This window comes from Pedobacter sp. GW460-11-11-14-TSB4 (assembly GCF_059423705.1).
Genome location: NZ_JBWKYI010000057.1, coordinates 1 through 6,659 on the forward strand (window position 1 = coordinate 1; position 6,659 = coordinate 6,659).

At 34.2% G+C, this 6,659-nt stretch carries 6 protein-coding genes; all 6 read right to left on the reverse strand.

Translation table 11 applies throughout. The features are described 5' to 3' along the window. Nucleotides 1-48: 48 nt before the first annotated feature. Nucleotides 49-1,335 (reverse strand): HlyD family secretion protein, encoded by a 1,287-nt coding sequence (locus AC07YT_RS24875; protein ID WP_086546992.1) that lies wholly within the window; start codon nucleotides 1,333-1,335, stop codon nucleotides 49-51. Between the two features lie 25 nt (nucleotides 1,336-1,360). Continuing rightward, nucleotides 1,361-3,547 (reverse strand): peptidase domain-containing ABC transporter, encoded by a 2,187-nt coding sequence (locus tag AC07YT_RS24880; RefSeq protein WP_494945578.1) that lies wholly within the window; start codon nucleotides 3,545-3,547, stop codon nucleotides 1,361-1,363. Nucleotides 3,548-3,830: 283 nt separating this feature from the next. Beyond that, nucleotides 3,831-4,553, reverse strand: coding sequence for a family 6 glucosyltransferase (locus tag AC07YT_RS24885; protein ID WP_086546994.1), 723 nt, complete (start codon nucleotides 4,551-4,553; stop codon nucleotides 3,831-3,833). Then, complete coding sequence (locus AC07YT_RS24890; protein ID WP_086546995.1) at nucleotides 4,550-5,410, reverse strand: alpha-1,2-fucosyltransferase; 861 nt, start codon at nucleotides 5,408-5,410, stop codon at nucleotides 4,550-4,552. Before AC07YT_RS24890 ends, AC07YT_RS24885 begins: the two co-directional genes overlap by 4 nt. Further along, nucleotides 5,411-6,070, reverse strand: coding sequence for a glycosyltransferase family 25 protein (locus AC07YT_RS24895; RefSeq protein ID WP_086546996.1), 660 nt, complete (start codon nucleotides 6,068-6,070; stop codon nucleotides 5,411-5,413). After that, nucleotides 6,063-6,659: hypothetical protein (locus AC07YT_RS24900; protein WP_494945579.1), on the reverse strand; the 597-nt coding region annotated here is incomplete at its 5' end. The genes AC07YT_RS24900 and AC07YT_RS24895, both read right to left, overlap by 8 nt.

A 6,659-nucleotide genomic window follows, 5' to 3' on the forward strand; every position in this document is an offset into this window, starting at 1 on the left:
GTTTTTTAATAGGGATGTAAATTTCAATAAATTTTTTATGATTTATATTTACTTGTCAAAAATCTTATTCAGGTTTCGCATAAACCGCTGCAATAAAGAGCTTTCTTTTGTTACGATTTCAACATCTGCAACCATTCCAGGTTTAAGTATAATGGTATGTTCGGCATCTTTTTTTTCAAATTGCTGGAAATCTATTTTAGCAAGGAACACACTGTCTTTCAATGCAAAATCTGTAATATAACTTACCTTTCCATTAATCACACCAAATTCTTCAAAAGGGTAACTACGCAATTTAATCAGACTCCGTTGCCCTATCCTCACCTTGCCCATATTATATTGCGGAATCTGGACCTCACCAAAAAAATTACTATTACCAGGATTGATCATAAAGAGTGGCTGGTTCATTATTACATTCTGATTTTCCTGCAAAATACCTACATAACTTACGTGGCCTTTTGACGTTGAAGAAACAACATATTTCAATAACCAGCCTTCCGTGTCGCTAATAATACTATTCAACGCTTGAACGAATTTTGCCTGTTGTTCCCGTATGGTGTTCTCTAAAGTAGCCAATTCCTTTTGCTTATTAAGGTAGCTACTGTTGTTGTTGAGCAGTGCCGTAGCTGTTTGCTGCAGTGGATATTTACCAGAAAGATATTTATTTTCCTGCTGTTTAAATTCGCTGTTAGAAATCACTTCTTTACTTTTAAGCTTTTTATAAGCTTCGTATTCTTCAGCTATATTTGCGTATTCTTTTTCCTGTACCTGTTTCTGTTGCAAAATCTGCTGTTCTAATTTCCGTATTTCACCAATATCTCTTTGTAAGTAAGCTTTTTGGGCAAGATAGAAACCGCCAGATTGTGTATTTGCAAACTGGATATATTCTTGATAAAAAGACTGGTAACTGTTTTGTAATTCTCCTAAATTAAGACCTTTGGTCTCGAAATTCACCTTATTGATGGGTTTTCCAGTGTTTACTAATTCCCTTAAAGCTTTTAATTTTGTTGCAAAAATAAGTACATCTTCATGCCTGGCTGTACTTTCTATAAAGGCAAGTGGCTCACCACTGTTAACCATTATATTCTCTTTCACCAAAATTTTAACCAGTTTGCCTTGCTGATGCGCAATTACTTCTTTAGGCGCATTTAATGAATTTATCTTTAAAGAAGTTTTAATAATGTCAGGATAACGGATAAGTGCAGACATCAAAACAATTGAAAGCAAAACCAGAAATATCAAAGTAATTCCACGTCTTAATATCCATGAGGGCACCGCAGTAATAATTTCACTTACTTCCTCGCTATGTACGGTTACTATTTCTCTATATGATGGCATATTTATTTCAATTTTAGTCTTTCGCCTAAGCACCTAATTCCAACTGGTTTTTTACCAGATTAAAGTATTCACCCCTCATTTTTGTCAGTTCAGCATGTGTACCTTGTTCTACAATCATTCCTTTATCAACCACCACAATATTATGAGCATTTTTTACGGTACTTAAACGGTGGGCAACTACAACTACGGTTCTTCCCTTAAAAAATTCTTCCAGGTTATCCATAATTACGCTTTCATTATTGGCATCAAGGGCATTGGTGGCCTCATCAAAAAAGATATAGGCTGGGTCTTTATAAACTGCACGTGCAATTAAAATCCGTTGTTTCTGCCCTGCACTAATTCCATTGCCTTCAGCACCAATTTTGGTATTTAATCCCAAAGGCAAACTTTCGATCAGATCTTCAATATTGGCCATCTTAATCGCATGCTGTAGCCTGGCTGGATCAGGATATTCATCTGCCACTGCAATATTTTTGGCAATGCTATCAGAAAAGATAAAACCATCCTGCATTACTGTACCGCATTGCATGCGCCAATAGCCATAACCGATTTGATCAAGGTAGCTTGATCCGACCTTGATATCTCCTTTTTGAGGGCTGTAAAATCTCAGCAAAAGTTTTAGTATCGTCGTTTTCCCACTACCACTCATACCGACTATAGCAGTGGTTTTTCCGTGAGGGATATTTAAATCTATTCCTTTTAACACAGGCTCATTACCAGCACCAGGATAAGTAAAACTTACATTATTGATCAATATACTTTGGTTTGCCGGAAGCTCCTTTAAAAAGCTTCTTGTCAACGGTTCTTCATCCTCCATTTTATGAATTTCATTTAGCCTTTCTAAACTAATTTTGGCATCCTGAAAAGATTGTATAAAACCCAATAATTGCTCAATCGGACTGTTTACCTGCCCTACTATATACTGCACGGCCATCATTCCCCCCAGTGTAAGATCACCATCTATTACTGATTTAGCGACCAAAAAAGTAATCAGGATATTTTTACCTTCATTAATGAAAAATGCTCCTGCCTGCTGAAACTGCCCCAAAGAAAGGCTTTTAATACTAAACTTAAATAATCCTGCCTGCAAACGCTCCCACTCCCAACGTTTTTGCTGCTCACAATTATTCAACTTTATTTCCTGCATCCCGCCAATTAACTGTACCACACTACTCTGGTTTTTTGATGAGATATCAAAGCGCTTAAAATCCAAATCTCTGCGCCTTTTTAAAAAAGCCATTACCCATAGGGAATAGAGTACACTACTTACTAAGAATATGATAAATATGTTGATGTTGTAATAGGCCAGTATAATGGTAAATATTACCAAATTAAACATAGAGAATATGGTATTCAAAGTAGACCCGGTCAAAAAGCTTTCAATTCTTTGCTGATCATTCATCCGCTGCATAATATCCCCTGTCATTTTAGTATCGAAAAAGCTCATGGGCAGTTTCATCAGCTTGATCAAAAAATCTGTCAGAATAGAAATATTGATCCTTGTACTAACATGCAGTAAAATCCAAGAACGGATAAAATCTACACTCATCCGTCCTAAAAACAACATGGTCTGTGCAATCAGGATGATGTAGATGAAGTTAAGGTTTTTGGTATTGATACCGATATCAACCACAGCCTGTGTAAGGAAAGGTACAATGAGCTGCAATAAGGTACCAACCCCTAAGCCTACAAACAACTGACCAATTAGTTGTTTGTAACGATAAAGGTAACGCAATAAAAAAGTAAAGTTAATACCTTCATTTTTATCTCCTTCCTGATCATAAAATGCCGGACTTGGTGAAAGTATTAACGCAATCCCCTGGCTATGTCCATTATCATGTGTACTTAACCAGTGCCGTACAAATTCACTTTGATTATACACAATTAAACCCTTACCCGGATCGGCAACATAATATTTGTCTCCTTTAACTTTATAGAGTACTACAAAGTGATTTTGGTTCCAGTGCAGAATTACCGGCAGCTCTGTTTCCAAAAGTTGATCCAAAGTCAATCTACTTCCTAAAGTACGGAAGCCTATCTTTTCAGCAGCCTCGCTAATGCCCAACATGGAAACACCTTCGCGATTGATGCCACTGATTTCTCTTACCCTTTGAAGCGTAAAATTTTTACCATAATGTTTGGCCACCATACGCAGGCAGGTAGGGCCACAATCCATTTGATCGGGTTGTTTATAGTGGGTGAAGTTTTTCAATATAGATATATTATATGGTGCTTTTATCAGGAACAATTTGTTCATTTTTCCCTTTTGGGTACTAAATTTTTCAATGTTAAATCAATAATTTTATCTAAAATATATGTATTTGATGCTTTACCCTTTGCAGAAATTCCGTTCCAATTAGAACCCGCTCTATAATAGAAAAATGTATTATCCATAATTATATCATATGCCCAAGCCCAAAATCAGAAATAGAAAAGATTGATACAATACTCTAACTCCCAGAGGTAACAATTCAATATTTTGAAACATTTCATTTCTATTTTGCTAAAAAATTAGACCTTAAAAAATCATGACCACCAAGCTTATTTTTATTTAGAATCAAAATCTTTTTTTCAAATGGTAACGCCAGTCCCTCAGGATATCCGTATGCCGGGCTTAATTTTTTAACAAGTCGATGAAGCAAATACCTATTCAAATGCGATTCATCGTGCCAAACAGCGATAATACCTTTCTTCAAATCTTTTTCAATTCGGTAAGCCAATGCTTCTATTAATTTAATGTAAGCGCGGGACCTGCCGCCGTTAAATCCGCCCATAAAATAATATTTGCCTCTATTTCTCTCAACATATGCTAGAGATTTGGGATTTTCTTCGTATGTAAAATTTTCTCTTGATTGATTGTGAAAACCTGGGTGCACAACTGCGATTAAATCTTCTTTTTTGGGCAAAATAGTTTCGTCAATTACTGCAACACATTTCATATTTGCATTTAAAAAAAATACATAATCAAATTTTGTTAGTTGATCTTTAATTTCATAAAACATATGAAACCTCAACAGTGTATCAAATGGCCAACCCAAATGCTTTTGTTCAATGAGATGTACCCTTTTGTTAATTGGTTTTATTTTTATATTCTGATCAGTAAATACAAAATAGTGCTTGGTAATTTTGGGCAAAAAATAGTTTTCCATCGATTGGAAAAAACCATCCCAAAACATAGCGTATTTGCCAGTACAGATATATAGAATAGCAATCTTCATAACTTAATCCACTCTTTAGGCAAAATCCCATCAATATTTTTACTGTGATTGAACCATTTTTTTGGGGTAATTACTATTTTATTCGGATTATTATTTAACCATGCCCCCCACCAGCTAAAAGTGCTGTTGGCTATTATATTGTGCTTGCATAAACTCATTAGATACATATCCAAATGGCATTTATTTTTTTTATTGGTTTCTACATATTGGATATTATTTACTTGTCCCAAATTTTGTTTCGCCCAATGCATATCGTCCGTAAAAATATAAAACCATGGTTCATTGGTCTTCATTTCGATATATTCAATTGCATTTGCATAATACTCTAGCCCCAAATTCAAGTGGATTGGCGATTGCAAATAATCACCTCTTCGTATATGAATACTAACAGCATTACTATCTAAGATCTGTTTTTTATTTGCTAGATTTCCTAAATCTGCTTTTTCTAATTCCCTAAATCTGAATTGATGTCGAACTTCGTTTTCAATTTTCTTAAAATAATTAACGTTTTGCCAGTAACCTGAAAAATGAGCGCCGTCCAGATTTGCTAAATCAGGATTATAGCTAGACTCTTCTTCTAATACCTCCTCAATGATAAATTTGTCGGACTTTAACCTATAGCCTAAGTTGCCAACTTCATCTTTTATCGCTTCTATAAAATAGAAAACATCTCTTTTATTTGCTTTTGCAATATTAATATTGAATGCTTTATCCAACCAATAACCACCATGTCTATTATCGCTATCGTAATACGAAAGATCGAATTTTACTTCTTTATTTCCTAACATATGTATCAAAGCAAAAGCATATTGAAACATTTGGTTACCTAGCCCCCCCATAAGTTTGATGATGACCATTTATAAATTAGAATATTTTAAATAAGCTTCCTGAATTCTCTGTAACCTTTCTTCGGTTCTTTTAAACATATCTTGCACCAAACCGGGCTGTTCATTGTGCATTGGGGTAATATCTGAATATCCAAAATCTTTTTGCCGAGAAATAAAGGGATATAGCACCATTTTATGGCTGGTTAACCCTGCTAAAACCAAATCTGCAACATCTGTTTTTTTAAATTTATAGTTTAGGATTTTTTTATATATTTTTTTATAGACTACAATAAATTGAGTAGATAAAAACGTATTGAGCCAATATCTATTTTTAGTTAATGGTACAACTTGTCCATAGCCGCCAATCCCACCAGAGAGAATATCAGCACCTTGGTCATGAGCTTCAATAATATTTTGGATCAAATAATCCTTACAATAATGAGCTGTAAATTCGTGATCGTCCTCACATATGACAATTACATCATCATCATTTATTATAGCCATTTCTGTGATTTTAACTATACTCTGCCATAAGCCTATTGCTCCAATTTTATGTTCACAAGCCTCAACAAGTTGAACGTTAAACTCTGGCCTGGCTTTAAATTGTCGTAAAATATGGTGTAATCTTTCATTCCGGCTTTTAAGATTGATCACATATGTAGGTAAGATAATATCTTCGTGATTACTCATATAGGTTTGGCTTATAAAATTGCTTTACTCTATTTAAACTATTAAGAACCATACTAGCTTTTTCAAAAATTTGGGTAACATACCCCTCTTTATTATTTTTAATGGTTACATCAGAATAGCCAAATTCTTTTTGGATAGATATAAATGGATATATTAAAAACTTATTGGGTGTTAAATCAGCAATTTTTCGATCTGCTACATCCTGTTCCATAAATTTAGCCTCTAAGATGTTTCTAAAGAATTTTCTAAATATTATCGCAAATTGCAAACCGGTAAACTGGTCTACCCAAAATAAGTCATCAGAAACTTCTAGGACGTCACTAAACCAGCTAACCCCGCCTAATAAGACGTCTGCATCTTTTTCCTTTGCAGCGACTATCTTGCTAAACAAAAAATCATTTGAATAATGCTTTGTAAATTGATGATCATCCTCGCAGATCAGGATATATGATTCATCTTTTGATACTAAATTTTCAATTATATGTTTAATGGTACTCCATAACCCTAATGCCCCATTTTTATTTTCAATAGCATTTATAATTTGTAAGTTAAATTCTGATTTTTTATTAAATTCTTTAAATGCATGACA